Origin of the sequence: Rhizobium sp. 18055 (genome assembly GCF_902706285.1) — a bacterium.
Lineage (GTDB): Bacteria > Pseudomonadota > Alphaproteobacteria > Rhizobiales > Rhizobiaceae > Rhizobium.
This window is the reverse complement of record NZ_CACSKD010000395.1, coordinates 1-408: the sequence shown is the minus strand read 5'-3', so window position 1 is coordinate 408 and position 408 is coordinate 1. Positions and strand designations below refer to the sequence as shown.

The window sequence follows — 408 nt, the reverse complement described above, 5'->3', positions numbered from 1 at the left end:
GCGAGGCGCCGGGTTTGAAGAATTCCGGGTGCCATTGCGTGGCCGCGATATAGCCGCGCCCGGAGTGGGCATGCCGGCGGATCGCCTCGGGCACGCCGTCCGGATGGCTCCACGCCTCGATCTCGAAGCCCGGGGCGAGATTCTTGATGCCCTGGTGGTGGATGCTGTTGACCACCGCGCGCGACTGCTGCGGGTACATCTGCGCCAGCCGCGTGCCCGGCACGATCTCCACTTCGTGGAAGTGCTGGTCGTAGGTGACGGCGTTGCGGTGCTGCTGCGCGCCCGGATGCTGGGTCTCGATGTCCTGGTAGAGCGAACCGCCGAAGGCCACGTTGATGAGCTGCAGGCCGCGGCAGACACCGAAGATCGGCTTGCCGGCCTGCTCGAACGCCTCCACCACGGCCAGAT

The 408-nt window shown here is 67.6% G+C and carries 1 protein-coding gene; it reads right to left on the bottom strand.

Annotation, left to right across the window (positions count from 1 at the left end):
* A partial coding sequence (locus GVL52_RS32445; RefSeq protein ID WP_200848045.1) for a gamma-glutamyl-gamma-aminobutyrate hydrolase family protein occupies window positions 1-408 on the bottom strand: 408 nt, incomplete at both ends.